The 15002-nt window shown below is 68.4% G+C and carries 11 protein-coding genes and 2 pseudogenes; 7 read left to right on the forward strand and 6 right to left on the reverse strand.

Annotated features, from left to right (window positions below):
- Window positions 1–244 precede the first annotated feature (244 nt).
- Both OG223_RS36185 and OG223_RS36190 read left to right on the forward strand, forming a co-directional pair.
- Window positions 245–418: pseudogene (locus tag OG223_RS36185) on the forward strand (heme-binding protein); the annotation flags it as partial.
- 278 nt (window positions 419–696) lie between these two features.
- Window positions 697–1302 carry a carboxymuconolactone decarboxylase family protein gene (locus tag OG223_RS36190; RefSeq protein ID WP_329257882.1) on the forward strand — a complete coding sequence of 202 codons (606 nt, stop codon included), beginning with the start codon at window positions 697–699 and terminating at the stop codon, window positions 1300–1302.
- A gap of 338 nt (window positions 1303–1640) precedes the next feature.
- Here the strand turns inward: OG223_RS36190 and OG223_RS36195 are convergent, their stop codons facing one another.
- From OG223_RS36195 to OG223_RS36210, 4 genes are read right to left on the reverse strand one after another with little or no spacing between them, the layout of a single operon-like run.
- Window positions 1641–2621, reverse strand: a complete 981-nt coding sequence (locus tag OG223_RS36195) for an ABC transporter ATP-binding protein (protein WP_329257886.1) — start codon at window positions 2619–2621, stop codon at window positions 1641–1643.
- Window positions 2618–4567: a dipeptide/oligopeptide/nickel ABC transporter permease/ATP-binding protein gene (locus tag OG223_RS36200; RefSeq protein WP_329257889.1), complete on the reverse strand. Its 1950-nt coding sequence runs from the start codon at window positions 4565–4567 to the stop codon at window positions 2618–2620. Before OG223_RS36200 ends, OG223_RS36195 begins: the two co-directional genes overlap by 4 nt.
- A complete protein-coding gene (locus OG223_RS36205) occupies window positions 4564–5505 on the reverse strand; it encodes an ABC transporter permease (protein WP_329257892.1) in 942 nt (313 codons plus the stop codon). The genes OG223_RS36200 and OG223_RS36205 overlap by 4 nt, the downstream gene beginning before the upstream one ends.
- Window positions 5505–7004, reverse strand: a complete 1500-nt coding sequence (locus tag OG223_RS36210) for an ABC transporter substrate-binding protein (protein ID WP_329257895.1) — start codon at window positions 7002–7004, stop codon at window positions 5505–5507. Before OG223_RS36210 ends, OG223_RS36205 begins: the two co-directional genes overlap by 1 nt.
- 160 nt (window positions 7005–7164) lie before the next feature.
- Between OG223_RS36210 and OG223_RS36215 the strand changes: the two genes are divergently transcribed.
- From OG223_RS36215 to OG223_RS36235, 5 genes are all read left to right on the forward strand, one after another.
- Window positions 7165–7964, forward strand: a protein-coding gene (locus tag OG223_RS36215) for an IS5 family transposase (RefSeq protein WP_329265522.1) whose coding sequence is annotated in 2 segments (ribosomal slippage) — window positions 7165–7500 and window positions 7503–7964 — 798 coding nt in all. Because the reading frame shifts where the segments join, the coding sequence is not laid out codon by codon here.
- A 1205-nt stretch (window positions 7965–9169) separates the two neighbouring features.
- Entirely contained in the window at window positions 9170–10687 is a 1518-nt protein-coding gene (locus OG223_RS36220) for a carboxylesterase/lipase family protein (protein WP_329257898.1), read from the forward strand.
- A 191-nt stretch (window positions 10688–10878) separates the two neighbouring features.
- On the forward strand, window positions 10879–11844 hold the full coding sequence (locus OG223_RS36225; RefSeq protein ID WP_329257901.1) for a Gfo/Idh/MocA family protein: 966 nt from the start codon (window positions 10879–10881) through the stop codon (window positions 11842–11844).
- Window positions 11845–11859: 15 nt separating this feature from the next.
- On the forward strand, window positions 11860–12327 hold the full coding sequence (locus OG223_RS36230; protein ID WP_329257903.1) for a fascin domain-containing protein: 468 nt from the start codon (window positions 11860–11862) through the stop codon (window positions 12325–12327).
- A gap of 57 nt (window positions 12328–12384) precedes the next feature.
- On the forward strand, window positions 12385–12954 hold the full coding sequence (locus OG223_RS36235; protein WP_329257906.1) for an isochorismatase family protein: 570 nt from the start codon (window positions 12385–12387) through the stop codon (window positions 12952–12954).
- 294 nt (window positions 12955–13248) lie between these two features.
- On the opposite strand, the pseudogene OG223_RS54005 reads toward OG223_RS36235, so the two are convergent.
- Window positions 13249–13373 (reverse strand): annotated as a pseudogene (locus OG223_RS54005) (transposase); the annotation flags it as partial.
- 57 nt (window positions 13374–13430) lie between these two features.
- Window positions 13431–14975, reverse strand: coding sequence for a carboxylesterase/lipase family protein (locus OG223_RS36240; RefSeq protein ID WP_329257909.1), 1545 nt, complete (start codon window positions 14973–14975; stop codon window positions 13431–13433).
- Between the last annotated feature and the right edge of the window lie 27 nt (window positions 14976–15002).

Raw genomic sequence — 15002 nt, forward strand, 5'->3', positions numbered from 1 at the left:
GGTGACGGGAGTGGTGTCCTAGCTGACCTCGGCCACTGTCTGCAAGGGCATCCCCTGCGCCGCGTCCACGGCCGGCGACAACCGCTGCGCCAGCGTGTCTGGAAGGGCGTGCGCGCGGCGGGCCGCTTCGGCGACATCTGCCCGCAGCCGGACCCCGTGCCGGCATGTCGCTCACCACTAGGCGGCCGACGAGATCCTCGCAGCCTGTGACGTCCGCGCCCGGGCCATCGACAAGGCGACCGGCATCGCCGTCGTCGACGTCAACGGCTTCGTGTTGTGCGCCCGTCGTTCGGCGAACACCCGGCCCAACACCGTCGAACTGGCCAGCGCCAAGGCGTACACCGCGGCCGTGATGGGCTGCCCCACCCAGCTCCTGGAGCCCTGGGCGGACAGCAGGCCCGTGCTCTTCATGGAGCTCTCCCAGCTCGGCAAGTATCCGATCATGGCGACCGACGGCGGAGTGCCCGTCAAGCGGGATGCGAAGTCGTCGGCGGGCTCGGCTTCTCCGGTGCCACCGGCGCCGATGACCAGCGGATCTGCGAGGAGGTACTGGCCGCACTCGGGTACGAACAACTGGACTTCGTCCCGCCCAAGCCGAGCCTGGATGCCGCGAGGGCCAGGTTCGAACAGCACGCCTGAGTCCCGTCGCCCTTGCTCGCACCCCAGCCGCCACATCGCACAAGCCCAGGAGGCCCCATGCGTCTGCCCCCGATATCTGAACCGACCCAGGACCAGGTCTCTCTCCACGCGCGGATCACGGACCGCCGCGGTGGGGTGCCGGGACCGTTCGCGGTGCTGCTGCACAGCCCTCACGCGGGCGACAAGCTGGAAGAGCTCGCCACAACCTGCATGCGCGACTCGCAACTCGTACCCCGGCTACGCGAGTTGACTCTGCTGATCGTCGCCCGCCGCCTCGACGCGCAGCACTCGTGGAACGCCCACATCGACAAGGCCGTTGCGGCGGGAGTGGACCGGGAGGCACTGGACCGGCTGGCCCGCGGCGAGCAACCGCGGTTCCCCCGCCCCGACGAAGATGTGCTCCACCAGTTCGTCACCCAGATCCTCGTAGAGCACTTCGCCGACGACGAGACATACGCGGCCGCCCTCGCGGAACTCGACGAGAGCTGCCTGGTCGAACTGGTCATCGCGCTCGGCACCTTCGCCACCTTGGCCATGCTCCTGAACGTCTTCGAGGTGGACCTGCCGCCCGGCAGCGATCCGCCCTTCCCCGACGTACGGGATTTCCAACGGGTGCTACGCCCTGACCACGCCGATTCCCCGAAGGCCGAGCCACCCCCGTAACGGAGGCCGCCCCACTGGTTCCGTCAGCTCCTGGCCCCACGGTGGATTCGTTCCGGGCCGGCGCCGGCATGGAGGTCCTAGACCCTCCCACTGCCTGGTCGTCGCGAGCCACGCGTTCTCAGCCCCGCACATCATGCCGCCGGAGCGTGTCCCGGTGCGACCAGCCGTCGGATGGAGGAGTCCGTGCTCCCGGCGTCACGGCCGGTACGGCAGGTCCTGAGTGCCACATGGGCTTCCGCGCGATCGGCGCTGAGGAACCTCCGCGGTACGGATCGGCGCGGAGGCCTCGGCGTTGGCGGTGCGGCCGCACAGGAGTTGTGCATCCGCTTCGGTGTCCTTCACCCGGGAGGTGAATACCCGGCCAACTCCTCTGCCCGGATACAGGCGACCTGGGTTCCTCCTGGCGCCGCCACGAGCGGCGGGCGTTCGCGCCGGCACGCGTCGATGACGTGGGGGCATCGCGCGGCGAAGGGGCAGCCGGAACCGGTCAGGGGCGCCGAGACATGCTCGGCGGGGGTCGCGACTGCCCGCCGGGCGGCCTGCCGGTCCGGGTCGGCGACCGGGACCGCTTGCAGCAGCGCGCGGGTGTACGGATGTCCGGGCTTGGTACAGACGGCTTCCGCCGGACCGGATTCCATGACCGTGCCGCGGTAGAGGACGACGATACGGTCCGAGATGTGGCGCACGACGGAGACGTTGTGGGCGACGAACAGGTAGCCGAGCCGGTACTCGCGCTGGAGGTCCCGCAGGAGGTTGAGGACCTGGGCCTGGACCGACAGGTCGAGCGCGCTGACGGCCTCGTCGCAGACGACCAGGCGCGGTGAGGGCATCAGGGCCCGGGCGATCGCGATGCGCTGGCGCTGCCCGCCGGAGAACTCCCGGGGGTACCGGCGCAGTGCGTCGGGTTCCAGGCCCACCCGGGCCAGCATGTCGGCTGCCTGGTCGTGTGCGGTCTGCCCGGACGCGAGCCGGTGTGCGAGCAGCGGCTCTGTCAGCGTCTGCGCGACTGTTCGGGTGGGGCTGAGGGAGCCGTAGGGGTCCTGGAAGACCACCTGCATGTCCCTGCTCAGCCGGCGCCGGTGCGCCTTGCCGGCATGCGTGATGTCCTCGTCATCGAAACGTATGGTGCCCGCACGGGCCTTGGCCAGGCCGAGCACGGCGCGGGCGATCGTGGTCTTGCCCGATCCGGATTCGCCGACCAGGCCGACGGTCTCGTCGGCTCCGACGTCGAGGCTGACGTCTTCGACAGCGCATACGTGGCGCCGGCCGACGTGATAGTCGACGCTCAGTCCTTGGACCGAGAGCAAGTTCGTTGTCATGGTGTCCTCGCCGGTTGAACCTTCTGCCAGTTGACGCATCTGACCTGGTGGAGCCCGTCGTCGTCCGGTGCTGTGCTGAGGAGCGGGATCGGTTCGCGCGTGCACTCCGGGCCGGCCAGGTGGCAGCGCGGCTCGAAGCGGCAGGCCTTGGACCGGCGGCTCGGGGGCGGCACCATGCCCGGGATGGCCGGTAGTTCACCGATGCCGCTCCAGCGCTCCGGATTGCATTCCTGCAAGCCGAGTGTGTAGGGATGGTGCGGGTGGTGGAAGAGGTTGCGGATCGGTGCCTCCTCCACGATCTGGCCCGCGTACATGACGACGGCGCGGTCGCAGAGGTCGGCAACGACCCCCCAGTCGTGGGTGACGAGGATGACCGACATGCCTGTCTCGGCCTGCAAGGTGCGCAGCAGCGCGAGGATTTCGGCCTGCACCGTCACGTCGAGGGCGGTGGTGGGCTCGTCGGCGACAAGGATGCGGGGCCCGGTCGCGAGCGCTTGGGCGATGCAGACCCGCTGCGCCATGCCGCCGGACAGTTCGTGCGGGTAGCGGCGGTAGACGTCCGCGGGGTCTGGCAGGCGGACCTGCTCCAGCAACGTGAGGACCCTTTCGCGAGCCTCACGCCGTGACAGCTTCTCGTGTGCGCGGATCGTCTCCGCCAGCTGGGAGCCGACGCGGAACGACGGATCGAGACTGGACATCGGTTCCTGGAACACCATCGCGATCTCGCTGCCGCGGACATCGGCGAGCTGGCGTTCGGTCATCGCCGCGAGATCCCGGCCGCCCGACATGACGTGCCCGGAGCTGATCCGTCCGTTTTCGGGCAGCAGGCCCAGCAGGGCCAGCGAGGTGACGGACTTGCCGCAGCCGGACTCGCCGACGAGGCCGAGCACCTCACCTGGACGCAGGGTGAAGGACACTCCGTCGACCACCGTGACCGGACCGTCCGGTGTGTCGAACTCGACGCTCAGTCCCCGCACGCTCAGCGCACCCGGTTCGGTGGCGTCCAGGGAATCCGGCGCGGCGGCCTCCGTCGGGCGTGTGCGCGGCGCCGCTGGGCGCCCGGTCTGCGCGGTCCCGGACCAGCGTTCCACGGCCGCGTCCCGCACCGCGTCGCCCACCAGGCCGAACGCCATGATGGTGAGCGCGATGATGCCGCCGCTCGGGACCAGCAGCCAGGGGTCCTGGTTGATGGCGTCCGAGGCCTCCCCCACCATCCCGCCCCAGCTCGGGGCCGGGGACTGGATTCCCAGGCCGAGGAACGCCAGACCGCTTTGCAGTGCCAGCGCGATCCCGGCGTACAGCGAGGTCTGCACGATGACGGGGCCGGCGATGCGGGGGAGTACATGGCGGCTGACGATCCGAGGGTCGGTGACCCCGGACGTTCGGGCCGCCGCCACGTACAGCTCCTCGCGCACCGCGATGACCGCGCTGCGGATGACCCGGATGACTCCGGCGGAGCCGAGGATGCCGATGGTGATCATCGCCACCGTCATCGAGGAGCCGAACACCGACAGGACGGCGAGGGCCACGACGATGGTGGGCACCGAGAGCATCAGGTCTGTCACGTTGCTGACGACCCGGTCGGTCCAGCTGCCCAGGTAGCCGGCGGCCAGGCCGACGGGCAGGCTGATGGCCAGCAGCACCGCAACGCATTCCAGAACGCCGAGCAGGGTGTCCTGGCCGCCGTACAGCAGCCGGCTGAGCACGTCACGGCCCAGCTCGTCGGTGCCGAGCAGGTTGGCTGAGCTCGGGGTGGCCAGGACGTGGTCGAGCTTCTGCGCAAGTGGCGGATAGGGCGCGACGACCGGGGCCAGTGCGCAGGCCAGGGCGAGCAGCAGGAGATACGCGGCGCTGATCACGCCGAGCGGTTTTCGCGCGACTCGCCGCAGGAAGGTGCTGGCGGCGAGTACGCCCGGCCGCTCGGCATGGTCGGTCTGGGTGGTCACTGGTGTCTCACTTTCGGATTGAGCAGCCCGTAGAGCACGTCCAGGACCAGGTTCACGATGACGACGAGGACGGTGAAGTACAGCACCGCCCCTTCGATGATCGGTATGTCGTGCTGGTTGGTCGCGTTGACGGCGATGCTGCCGAGCCCGGGGAGCACGAAGACCGCCTCGATGAACACCGAGGCACTCAGTGCGCTGACGAACGCCAGCCCGATCACGGTGACCACGGGAATGGCGCCGTTGCGCAGCGCGTGCTTCCAGATGATGGACCGGCGCGGGATGCCGTTGGCCCGTAGCGTGCGGATGTAGTTGCTGGCCAGTGCGTCCTTCATGGAGTCCCTGGTCTGCTTCGCGATACTCGCGATGCCGACGAGTCCGAGTGCGGTGACCGGCAGGCACAGCGCCCACAGCCAGGTGCCGAACGACTGCGTGGGCGAGATGTAGCCGGTGGCGGGAAAGGCGCGCAGCACGACAGCGAACGCCTCGACCAGGACCAGTGCCACCCAGAATCCGGGAAGAGCCAGGCCGACGAGGGACAGTGCTTCCACGAAACGCCCGAGCACTCCGCCCCGCACGGCGCTGACCACGCCGAGCAGGATTCCGACCACCGCGGCGAACACGGTGGCCAGCAGCACCAGGGAAAGCGTGACCGGGAGCCGCTGGTTCAGCGTCGCCGAAACCGGCTGGCCGGTGAAGACGGACGTGCCGAGACTCCCGTGGAGCAGGTTGTCGAGGTAGTGGCCGTACTGAGACCACAGGGGCTTGTCGAGGCCGAGTTGGTCCCGAAGCTTGTTGTAGGCCTCGGTGGACCCGCTCGCTCCGATGAGGGCGCGAGCGGTGTCACCGGGGACCAGCGATTCCAGCACGAACGTCACCGCGGTCACCATGACGAGCAGCGGGACCGACAGGGCGAGGCGCCGAGTTATCAGGGTCAGCATTACGGATGCAGCTCTACGACGTTGAGATGGGCGCCGGGCAGCTGGCTCGGGATGCCGTTGACCCCGTGGGAGAACACCACCGTGTCGATCTGGACGACGGGGACGGTGTACGCCTGCTTGACCGAGACCGCGGCGACGTCGGCCATCTGCGCGGCAAGCTGGGACTGCGAGGCCTTCGAGGCCTGGGCGAACTCGCTCAGGAACGAGGCATCGGTGGCGTGGTAGGGGTTGAGGCCCCCCTTGGCCGACCACAGCACGCCCACCTGGAGGAACATCGGCTGGCCGTTCCACGCCACGGACAGGGCGCCGGCCCGGTACATGTTGGTGGACATCGCCGGGTAGCTGGCTGACGACACCAGCTTGACCTTGACCCCGATGGCGGCCCACTGCTGGGCGATTGCCTGCACCATCTGCTTGGTCTGCGGATCGAACGACGTGTACGTCAGGGACGTGGAGAAGCCGTTCGGGTAGCCGGCCTGGGCCAGCAGCTGCTTCGCCTTGGCCGGGTCGTACGTGTAGTAGTTCGCCAGCGACGGCACGTACTCGTCGAAGCCCTTCGTTGTCGGCTGGTCGGTGGCCGAACCGAGCGCACCGTACACGGCCTTGGCGATGCCGGACCGGTCCACGGCGTAGTTCAGCGCCTGGCGGACCTGCGGGCTGGCCAGGGCCTTGGTCTTGGTCCCTTCGCGGTCGAGCAGGAAGACCCCGTTCCACTGCGTGGGACCGGTGTTGGTGACGGTCAGTCCTGCGGACTTGGCAGTCGGCATCTGTTGCGCCGAGCCGAACATCAGGTCGACCTGACCGGTCTGCAGGGCCGACAGCTCAGCGGTCTGGTCGGCGATGACCTTGATGACGACCTTCTTGTAGTGGACGCTCGACTTGTCGTAGTAGGCGGGGTTGGCGGTGAACGTGTAGTGCTCCCCGGACACCGTCGCGCCGGAGTCCAGGACGTAGGGGCCCGCGCCGGACGGCTTGCTGGTCAGCGAGCTCTTCGCTTTCAGGCCGGCCGGGCTGATGATGTCGCCCGCCAGGAAGTTCTGGGACAGCAGGAGCGGGAACTCCGGGTTCGCCGTCTTGCTGGTCAGGGTGACCGTGTCGGCTCCGGAGGCGGTGACTTTCACGCCCGCCAGGTTGCCCGTCGTCGGGCCGAAGCCGGTGGTGAAGTAGTTGATCGAGTCGGCCACGGCCTGCGCGGTGACCGGTGAGCCGTCGGAGAACTTGACGCCGCTGCGGATGGTCAGCTGGAAGCGCGTGTTCCCCTCACCGAGGTAGCGCCACGAGGAGGCCAGCCCCGGCGAATAGGTAGCGCTGCCGGTTTGCCTGATCAGCGGCTCGTAAGCGAGCTGCATCGGGTACAGGCCGTTGCCGTTGTCCGCGCGCGACGGGTCGAAGCTGGCCGGCGCCGAGTTCACCGCGATGGTCAGGGTGGTCGACTTGGCGCCGGAGGACGCGTTGGTGCCGCCCACCGCCCCGCCTCCGGAGCACGCGCTGAGGGCCATCAGGCTCATGGTGCCGAGGGCAAACGGCCATACGGGTTTGCGGTTCGATCTTGGAAGCATCGTTGATTCCACTCCTTGATCACGATTTGCAGGTGCTGATGTAGCTGATGTACTAAGAAGTCATCTCATTTGGTTGGGTAAGCTGTCAGTCGTGGCGAGGATCGTTGAGCGGCTGGTGCCGGATGAGTTGTGGGAACTGTTCCAGCGGGTGGTGCCGGATGCGCCCTCGCGGCCCCAGGGTGGGGGCCGACGCCGGCACGGTGACCGCGAAGTGCTGGCCGCAATCGTCTTCGTGGCGACCTCGGGCTGCACGTGGCAGCAGTTGCCGACCGCGTCGTTCGGGCCGTCCGGCGCGACGGCTCACCGGCGTTTCACCGAGTGGTCGAAGGCCCGGGTGTGGGCCAAGCTCCACCGTCTGGTGCTCGACGAACTCGGCTCCCGTGGAGAGTTGGACTGGTCGCGGTGCGCGATCGACTCGGTGAACATGCGGGCCCTGAAAAAGGGGAACTGACAGGTCCGAATCCTGTAGACCGGGGTAAGTACGGGTCAAAGATCCACTTGATCACGGAGCGCACCGGACTGCCCCTGTCCATCGGCATCTCGGGCGCCAACACGCACGACAGCCAGGCACTGATCCCCTTGGTGCAGGGCATACCGCCGATCCGCTCCCGCCGAGGACGCCGACGGCGCAGGCCCCACAAACTCCACGCCGACAAGGGCTACGACTACAACCACCTGCGACGTTGGTTATCCAGCCGGGGCATCCGGCACCGCATCGCCCGCAAGGGCATCGAGACCTCGCAGCGACTCGGCCGCCACCGTTGGACCATCGAACGCACCATGTCCTGGCTCACCGGATGCCGACGCCTGCACCGCCGCTACGAACGCAAAGCCGACCACTTCCTCGCCTTCACCAGCATCGCCTGCACCTTGATCTGCTACCGCAGACTCACCAAATGAGATGACTTCTAAAGGAGACCGGGGGATGGCCCAGTCAGTGGTGCCCGACGAGGTGGTCTGACCACCGCGTCAGGGCGCTTGCTCCCGGCCCTCGGTCGGTCCGAGGCCGGCTGCCGCGAGCAGGGTCGGCATCTGTGCCACCGTGCACGCGCCGGCGGAGAGCGGTTCGCGGCGCCGTCGTGTTCCGACCGGTATCTCTGGGTGAGGAAATCCGGCCCGTGCGCCTTGTCTCCCTCCGGTAGGAAGGGCGTCGGCGGTGTCTGGGGATTTGCCGCCGCTGACCCGGTAGGCGTCAAGCGGCAGATGGGATTGCGCACGGTCGGCGTTCATGCCGAGGGCCGTCCTGCCGAGGTGATGGGGAAGGCCGACAAATCGGTCGACATAGAGATACGTCGAATGCTCGGGTGAGCACAACTCCTGAAAAGCGAGGCTTTGTGATCGGCCGCGACCCGCAGCCGGGACCCGCGGATATGAGGAGAACACTGCTCGGCTGTCGCGGGTGTGCCCGAGACAGCGTTCGACCTCATCGGGTGGGCTGCAAGTCGCGGTGGACGGAGGGAGTTACCCGGCGGTCGCCGCGAAAGCGTGGTGTGGAACGCGGAACCCGGTTCCTGGCAGCACGGGCCCTACCCGGATCAGCAGGGTGGTGTCAGTCCGTGTCGTGCGCGAGGGAGCGGGGTGAACACGCTGCCCTGTTTCCACTTGGGCCGCTCGCACCATCCGGCCGAGTCGTCGCCCGCCGGCCTTCCGGCTCCGCAGCGGGGGCGTCCTGGCACGTCGGCACGGCCCTCGGGGCCGGGCCGTGCGCAGCGTGAGGTGTGACCTGTGACCAGCGATCCCGTCATCATGTCCCTCCTCTGCTCGGCAGCCTGCGGGGCCGTATGCCCTGCTGAGTCAGAGGGTTACGAACACGTGACGTCGCTGTCAACAGTTTCGCCTTGAGAACCTGAGGTCTCTGCTCATCCTTAGATTGCGCGGAGGGAATGTCCACGATGGGCTCAGACACTTTACCCTCGTCGAACCGGTGCCCCGCGGGGCACCACTTCTGGCGTTCGGATGCGCCATTCAAAGGGACAGCAGCCAGTCGGCTCCGGTTCAGGGCCGCGACTGGTGTCGTCCTGTCTGCCGGCACGGGGCCACGGCGGCCACCGGTCCGGATCACCCGTCGCGGATACCTGTCGTTGACGAAAGAAATTCCGATCTTGATGAGTGAACCTCTCAACCGTCAGCCGGTTCCGACCGAGTCGGGCCTGGTTGCCGGTACCCCGGCCAAGCTGCCTGGCGTCACCGTGTTCAAGGGGATCCCCTATGCAGCGGCTCCCAGCGGTCCGCTGCGATGGCGTCCGCCGCAGCCGCCCGCGCCGTGGACAGGCGTGCGAAACGCCGCGGACTTCGGTCCGGTCTGCCCGCAGACGCCCCGCGGCCAGAAGCTCCGGATGAGCGAGGACTGCCTGTCCCTCAACGTGTGGACGGCAGCGGAACCCTCGGACCGCACTCCGGTACTGGTGTGGATTCACGGAGGCCGGTTCATCATGGGCGCGGGCTCCGAGCCCCTGTACGACGGAGCCGCGCTCGCCGGCGCCGGGCTGGTGGTCGTGACGCTCAACTACCGGCTCGGCGTACTCGGCTTCCTGGCCACCCCCGAGCTCAGCGCGGAATCCGAGCACGGAAGTTCCGGCAACTACGGCCTGCTCGACCAGATCGCCGCCCTGCGCTGGGTGCGGGACAACATCGCGGCATTCGGCGGAGACCCGGACCGTGTGACGATCGCGGGCCAGTCCGCCGGCGGTGCCTGTGTCCAGGACCTGATGTACTCGCCGCCTGCGCGGGGACTGTTCCACGGTGCCATCGCCGAAAGCGGCGCTCGCCATCCGCGCGACCCGTCACTGGCCTATCTGGCCAGTTCCTACCGCACCCGGGAGCAGGCCGAAGCCGAGGGAACCCGGTATCTCCAGGACCTCGGCGTCGCGACACTCGAAGAACTGCGCGCCCTTCCGTTGCCGGACCTGCTGCGCGGCAATGACGCGGACCAGGCCGGAGGGGGCCACCAGCCTCCGCTGTTCCGGCCGGTCCGCGACGGCTGGGTGTTTCCCCACAGCTACGCCGAAGCGCTGGCTCTCGGGACGCAGGCCGATATCCCCGTCATCACCGGAACCAACAAGGACGAGGACGGCGCCTCCCCGAAACCGCACGTCAGCCTGGCGGAATACACCGCCTCCGCCCGCCGCCACCTCCGCGACAGCGCCGACGACTACCTCGCCCTGTACCCCGCGTCCACCGACGCGGAAGCTGGCCGGCAGTCCAGCGCAGCCGCCCGCGACCACGCGCGCACCTCCACCTGGCTCTGGGCCACCGAATGGGCCAAACACGCCCGCAGCCCGGTCTACACCTACTACTGGACGCACGTGCCACCGGGGCCGGACGCGGAGTCCGCAGGCGCCTACCACGGATCCGAGATCAACTACTTCCTGAACAACCTCTATGCCACCGACCGGCCATGGACGGCAGAAGACCACCGGATCGCCGACACGGTATCCCGGTACGTCGTCAACTTCGCCGCCACCGGCGACCCCAACGGACCGGCACTGCGGCAGTGGGTGCCGGCCGATCCAGCAGCCCCGGCGACGATGGAGATCGGCGACCGCTTCGGTCCCATCCCGGCCGCGGAGCCGCCCAGGCTCGACTTGCACCGCCGACTCATGGCGGACCAACGGGCCTGGTGACGCCCGCTCACACGCCAACAGACGCACCTGGATGAACACCCTCCGGCCAAGCACCGTGACGACCACCGTCACCCCGTCATGAGGGGAAAGCCAATGGCTCAGTACTTCGACGTGCCGACGATCCCCACCGGGTCGGCCATGCAACTCGTGGTACCCGGCCGTCTGCCGCTTCACCTGAAAAGAGAAGATCCATGCAAAACCGAACCCGCTGGGCCGTCCTCGGCACCGGCTACCTCGCCCAGACCGCGATGCCGGACCTCCAACGCACCGAGAACGTCGAGGTGGTGGCGGTCGGCTCGCGAGACGCCGAGCGTGCCGCAGGATTCGCCCGCCGGTGGGGCATCCCCCGCCACTACGGGAGTTACGAAACGCTGCTCGCCGACGGCGGTTTCGATCTCGCCTACATCGCGACCCCGCCGAGCACGCACGCACCGCTCGCCCGCCTCGCGCTCGAATCCGGATTCCACACCCTGGTCGAAAAGCCCTTCACCCTGAACGCCGACGAGGCCGCCGGACTCGCGGACCTCGCCCGCGAACACGGCCGGTTCCTGATGGAAGCCATGTGGACCCGGTTCAACCCGGCGATCCGCGCGGTCGGCAAACTCATCGGCGACGGGGCGATCGGCGAGGTGGTCAGCGTGCACGCGGACTTCGGGCTGCGCCTGCCGGCCCACCACAACGCCTACGACCCCGCTCTCGGCGCCGGTGCCCTTTACGACCTGGGCTGCTACAACGTGGCCTTGGCTCACCACGTGCTCGGCCCTCCGACCCGTATTGAGGCCCGCGGCGCCCTCTCGCCCGAGGGATTCGAGCTCACCGCTGCCGCCTACCTCGGCTATCCGGACTCCCGCTTCGCCCAGCTGGCCGTGAGCATGATCAGCAGGATGTCCCCAGTGGCCCGGATAGGCGGTACCGAGGGCGAGATCGTCATCGGCCCGACCTTCCTGAACCCAAGATCATATGAACTGATCCGCGAACACCGGGAGCTGTTCAACGTCGAACTCGAAGGGGCCGGCTGGGTCCCGATGTTCCGCGAGGTGAGCGAAGCCGTACAGACAGGACTGACCGAACTCGGCACCAATCCGCTCGCGGACTCGATCGCCGTGATGCGCACCATGGACGCCATTCGCCGTTCTATAGCGGCACCCGCTCAGTGACCAGAGGAGACCACCATGCCTGTCGTAGTGATTCAGTCCGCCGAATTCGGCATCTACCTCCGCATGGATGCGCGGGAGGTCACCAGCAAGGCCGATGACGGCTCCGGGACGGTCAACTGTCAGTACCAGATCGCGCCGTGGGAGATTTTCGAGATCTCAGCCGCTGACGACGACGGCGCAGTGACGATCGCTTCGGTCTCGTTCCCTGGCGTCTACCTCCGCATGGATGCCCACGGCGCGCCCCCGTTCGCCTCCGACAGCGGTGGAGGCACCGTCAACTGCCAGTACGGGGTCGGCGATTGGGCGAAGTTCCGGCTGGAGGAGCAGGCCGACGGCACGTTCCTCATCGGCTCGGCCGCGTTCCCCGGTGCCTACCTGAGAATCGACGGGCGCGGCGTGAACGAGGCCGAACCCCACGGCGGGATCGTCAGCTGCACCTACACCCCAGGCGGGTGGGAGAGGGTCCGCCTGATCCCGCAGTGATGCCCCCGTGCCGCCCGGTCCGGCATCCCGCCACACTTACCGATACGGAGCCTTCCGGTGACCATCAGCAAGCTCGATAGCAGGACCGCCCTTGTCCTCAACGACATGCAGAAGGGCGTACTCCGCTTGCCCCTTGCCCCGCAGTCGAGAGACGAGGTGGTCACACGGTGTGTCAAGCTTGCCGCTGCCTTTCAGCGGCACCGGCTACCGGTGATCCTCGTGGCCATCGGGGGCCCGGCTCCGGGCCGAGTCGAGCAGGACCTCGACCTGCCGGAGCCCCCTGGTCCCGACTTCGCCGAGATCATCGACGAGTTCGCCGACCAGCTGCATGACCTTGTCATCCCCACCTTCCGATGGGGCGCCTTCCACGGAACCCACCTCGACTCGGAACTCCGGCAGCGCGGCATCACGCAACTGGTATTCGGCGGAGTTTCCACCAGCTCGGGCATCGAGTCGAGCGCCCGGTCCGCATTCGACCTCGGCTACAACGTCAGTGTCGCCGTCGACGCGGTCTCGGATTTCGATGCCGAAGCCCACCGCAATTCGATCGGGCGGGTCTTCCCCCGTATCGCCGAGTCGGATGTCACCGACCGCATCATCGAACTGCTCGACGACCGCGCCCGGTAGGCGAAAGATCAGCGAAGTCAGAGGGAAATGCCCCCGATGCCAGATCCCACCGAGGAAGCCCGCCGGCTCACCGCGGCCGGGACGGAGTGGGTCGTCCCGGCCGCCGTGGTGGGCTGCGGCCGGGACGGGGACACGGCAAGGCCCCGGCGGTGAGGTAAGCGGGGCGCTGACCGGGATGTGCCACTGACGCTGGGACCTCGTCCTGGCCCCGGTTCGCGTTGGGTTCTCGGCCCTCCGCGTGGGCCGGGTCGGACGCGCACCGGGCCCGGCGCCTCCGCTGTGCGGATGTCGCGGTCGGGGGAGGGCGACGACTGCGAGGCCGGCCAGGCCGCGTTCGACGTGCGCCCACACGCCCTCGACGGGGTTGAGGCCGGGCGAGTAGGCGGGGGCGGGAACACCGTCAGCCACGCACGATCAGCGCCTTGACGAGTCGGTGGACGCCGTCGACCAGCGCCACCTCCGTCGATTCCTTGTTGTCACCGCTTGGGGCGCGCGGCGAAGAAGCGCCGGAAGAAATCCAGTTCGGTCGCGCTCGCGACCGCCCGGGGGCTGAACGCGTCACCGATTTCCATGGTCAGCGGCTCACCGTCGAACCGCCGCCAAACGGGCAGGTGGCCGCCGTTGGGGTCACCCGTCTTGAGGAAGTTCGAGACGTACGACGACACGACCCCCGCAATCGTACGGTCGTTGTGCGTCCACGGCCTTTCGGGATTCGCCGCCAGGCTGTTGAAGACGTAGTAGATCTCCGATCCGTGAAATGCCCCCCGCGTGTCGGCGTCGTGCCCGGTCGGAGCGTGCGTCCAGTAGTACGTGCGCGGCGCGGTCCCGCCGGCTCGCGACCATGCCTCCGCCCAGAGATAGGTCGATGAACGCGAGTGCGCGCGTGCCGACTCGTTCCAGCGCGTACGCGCCTCTTCGTCGCTCTGCGCGGGGAACAGCGAGAGGAACTCCTCCCTCATCTCCCCGTACACCGTGTGCGCGTGCTCAAGGTATTGCGCCAGGGTGGTCGTCGGCAGTGGCGATGCTCCGTCTTCGTCGAGATTGCCGCCCGTGATCACCGGGATGTCGCGGTGGTGAGCTCCCGCAAGCGAGTCGTCGTACGTTCGCCGGAACACCACTTCGTCGAGCACGGGTCGGAACAACGGGGGACGATGACCGCCCGGCCCCGGTTCGTCCGCGTCGTTGCCCACGAGCAGTTGCTCCACGGGCAGCTCACGCAACTCGGCCAGGGTGTTGACTCCGTGCTTGTGCATCCACTCCTCGCCCTGGCTCAGGGCATCGTCGCGGCGCCGGTAGGACGCGGCGACGAAGTCGAGGGAGGGGTCTCCCGGGTGAAGGGCACCGCTCTCCGCGATGGCGCCGTGCAGGAGGTCCTGGGACAGCGGCGAATAGACGAGGTCCATCACGCATGCGGCACCGGCGGACTGCCCGGCGACGGTGACGCGGCCGGGGTCGCCACCGAATGTGGCGATGTTGCGTTGCACCCACTGCAGGGCCGCGATCTGATCGAGCAAGCCGTAGTTGCCCACGGTGCCCGCGGCGGCGCCGCCTCCCGCGATCGACTCCTCCAGGAGCTCGCCGGTCGCGAGGAAGCCGAAGACTCCACTGCGGTAGTTGAGGGTGACGACGACGACGCCGGTCGACGCGAGCGCCGCGCCATCGAAGGTCGGGTCGCTTCCGTGTCCGGAGATGAACCTACCGCCGTAGATCCACACCAGGACGGGCCGCCGTTCGTCGTCGACCCCCGCGGTCCATACGTTCACGGCGAGGCAGTCCTCACTCATCGGGAGCGTCCCAGGCCCCGCGTTCTGAGGACAGATCGGGCCGAATCGGGCCGCGTCCCGCACGCCCGACCAGGGCGTGGCCGGTTGCGGTGGGCGCCATCGATTCTCATCGGCGGTGCTCGCGGCGTAAGGGATGCCGCGGAAGACCGTGACACCCGGCTGTGCGGTTGAGGCGCCTCGTACGGTGCCGAGGTCGGTTACCGCGATGGGCGCGGTCGACTTCGCTGTCTGATGCACAGCTGCTGCTCCATGGTCGTTCGGTCC

The sequence above is a fragment of the Streptomyces sp. NBC_01478 genome, from assembly GCF_036227225.1.
Lineage (GTDB): Bacteria > Actinomycetota > Actinomycetes > Streptomycetales > Streptomycetaceae > Streptomyces.

Bases quoted from the DNA above. Each gene is read 5' to 3' on its own strand.
- OG223_RS36190 (WP_329257882.1), top strand. From the start codon at position 697: ATGCGTCTGCCCCCGATATCTGAACCGACCCAGGACCAGGTCTCTCTC.
- OG223_RS36195 (WP_329257886.1), bottom strand. From the start codon at position 2,621: ATGACAACGAACTTGCTCTCGGTCCAAGGACTGAGCGTCGACTATCAC.
- OG223_RS36205 (WP_329257892.1), bottom strand. From the start codon at position 5,505: ATGCTGACCCTGATAACTCGGCGCCTCGCCCTGTCGGTCCCGCTGCTC.
- OG223_RS36210 (WP_329257895.1), bottom strand. From the start codon at position 7,004: ATGGCCCTCAGCGCGTGCTCCGGAGGCGGGGCGGTGGGCGGCACCAAC.
- OG223_RS36220 (WP_329257898.1), top strand. From the start codon at position 9,170: ATGAGTGAACCTCTCAACCGTCAGCCGGTTCCGACCGAGTCGGGCCTG.
- OG223_RS36225 (WP_329257901.1), top strand. From the start codon at position 10,879: ATGCAAAACCGAACCCGCTGGGCCGTCCTCGGCACCGGCTACCTCGCC.
- OG223_RS36230 (WP_329257903.1), top strand. From the start codon at position 11,860: ATGCCTGTCGTAGTGATTCAGTCCGCCGAATTCGGCATCTACCTCCGC.